Origin of the sequence: Chamaesiphon sp. GL140_3_metabinner_50 (assembly GCF_025361915.1) — a bacterium.
Lineage (GTDB): Bacteria > Cyanobacteriota > Cyanobacteriia > Cyanobacteriales > Chamaesiphonaceae > Chamaesiphon.
In genome coordinates this window covers 1-2,463 of record NZ_JANYJC010000117.1, presented here as the reverse complement: position 1 = coordinate 2,463, position 2,463 = coordinate 1, and the positions used below count along the sequence as shown (strand labels likewise).

Here is a 2,463-nt window from a genome sequence, read left to right as displayed (position 1 = left end):
ACCTTATTTTGGGGGGCGATCGTCCCTTCGTCGATCTTTATTTTGCTCGTATTTGGGCATGAAGTTTGGCGCAGGATTTGTCCGCTGTCATTTTTGTCGCAAATTCCCCGTGCATTGGGCAAGCAAAGACAATTCAAACGCAAAAATCCGAATACGGGAAAAGTTCGCTATGAACTGGCAAAAGTCAAGTCCGATTCCTGGTTAGGGCGGAATTATCCGTATGTACAATTTAGCTGGCTATTTGTCGGATTGTGCGGGCGAATTTTGTTTTTTGATGCCGATCGATTGGTATTAGCATTGTGGATATTATTTACGATCGCTGCGGCAATTACCGTCGGCTATTTGTATGGTGGTAAATCGTGGTGCAATTATTTTTGTCCGATGGCTCCAGTACAGCAGATTTATAGCGAACCTGGCGGTTTATTGAGTAGTAAAGCACATATTAGCGATACGTCAATTACGCAAGCGAAAGTTTTACCTGGATTTACTAGAGAAAAGCGACATACTGCTTATAAAGGGGTCGTGCGCGAAGCATTGGAAGAAGGATATGCTAACTATTCTAGTAGCTTAGAAGTATTGCAACAATTACGTCAGGAATTAGGTATTACCGATGACGAACATCGCCAGGTATTAGAAGAGTTAGGCATTGAAGATCCAGAATTACTAAATCCCGATCGCAAACGCAGCTTAGAAAATCAAATTCGCTTAACAGGCTATCGTAAATCTCTAGAACGACTGATGCTATTGCAGCGACAGCAAGATCTGACTAATCCCGATCGTAGTCTCGATCGCAACTCAGTCGAGATCGATGCGCTGCGCCGCCAGTATTCGATTAATCCTCAAGATGAAGATTGGATTTTGAATGGAATTTCTCCAGAATCGGGCAGTTTACGCAGAGCAGATTTTTTACTCGCTCAATTACCAGATCTAATTAATTGCTATCGCGGACTCAATCAACCAATTTTATCCGAGCATCAAGCAGTTTTACTATTGCTCAAGAGTAGCATTCATCATAAGAAAGAGCTAATCGTCCGTAATATTTTAGAAGCAATAGTCAGCCTTAAAGGCGATAAATCGGCAATTTCTCTCGCCCAACAATTGGGTAATTTAGCTCCAGTAGTTTTACTAGAACTATTAGAATCAGACGATTGGCACCAACGACTGCATCCGGAAATAATTGAGCAGCTAAAACCATTTCCAGGACTCATAAATGCTTGTGCGATCGATTATTCAAGCGAAGAAACTCTCAACTCTCTATCACCATTACTCGACGATCGCAATCCTCTCATTCAAACAGCTTGCCTGTATATTATCGCCCAACTCGATTTCGCTCGCTCTCAAGCAATCGCCCGTAATTATACCGATCCTCAAAGCTCATCTTTGGTTAATGAAGCCGTCAAGATTATCTTGTCAGCATCTAAACAATGTCCGCCGCTAAAGACATTTGCCTTATTAGAAAAAGTGGTACATCTCTTTAATAGCGACTTCTTTAACCGGATTCATAGTGAGACATTAATCGCGCTATCCGAACGTGCCGAATTCCGCACCTTTACCGATGATGAAGTTATTACCGAAGCTGGCGATACCTGTCGCGAACTCCTGCTCTTAATTGAAGGAAACGCCCAGATTCTCTTCCATCTCCCCAACCAAGAAGTCCGGATCGAACAGCTTAAATTAGGACAAACACTCGATGAATTAGAAGTCTTGGCACATAGCGACTCCCAGAATACGATCGTGGCTACAGGCGATTTTACCCGCATTTTAGCAGTCCCAGTAGCTGCCTTTGACGATTTGCTCGTTGGCGGAGCCTCTCGGAACGAGAATCGCGATCGGGACTTTGCACGGCGGGTATTAGAACTCGAAAGTCGTCAGTTACAAAGATTTATGCGATCGCTGCAATCTATCTAAGCATAGCTCACCGATTTTTGCTAGCATCTGACTATAACTAAATTTAGATAGTTGTGAGCTTACCGCAGCTATTTAGATGATTATTATTTGGGAGTATCGCTCCATGTCGAGAAAGTACAGTACTCCTGGCTATCATCCGATTAAAAAAATCAAAGTTATCTTCAAAGGTCTGCATATTGCCGTCATCACGGATTTTAGTGTTGCCTACAAACTAGCATTATCGATCCCGATTGCGCTTGGTGCGATCGCGTTTCATAAATGGGTCGATTTGTCGTTGATTCTATTGGCAACTGGCATGATGCTGCTGGGCGAATTACTAAACAGTGCAATCGAAATCTTGTGTGATTTTGTCGAATCGCAACAAAATTCCCAGATTGGCGCGATTAAAGATATCGCCGCTGCGGCTGCGGGAATTGGGATCTTTGTGTGGGTGGCGATCCTAATTATCGAAGGGATTCAGTTACTGGCAATTAGATAAAAAATACGCGGCACTAATCGTAAATAAGTGCTGGTGTAAGCTGTGAAAATATTACCCCGTGCGAATTAATATTAATT

General features: G+C 42.8%; 2 protein-coding genes. Both read left to right on the top strand.

Annotated features, from left to right (window positions below; all coding sequences use genetic code 11):
- The coding region (locus Q0R35_RS06295) for a cyclic nucleotide-binding domain-containing protein (RefSeq protein WP_295615239.1) at window positions 1-1,908 on the top strand (1,908 nt) is incomplete at its 5' end.
- 103 nt (window positions 1,909-2,011) lie between these two features.
- Window positions 2,012-2,386, top strand: coding sequence for a diacylglycerol kinase (locus tag Q0R35_RS06290; protein ID WP_295615238.1), 375 nt, complete (start codon window positions 2,012-2,014; stop codon window positions 2,384-2,386).
- Window positions 2,387-2,463 lie beyond the last annotated feature (77 nt).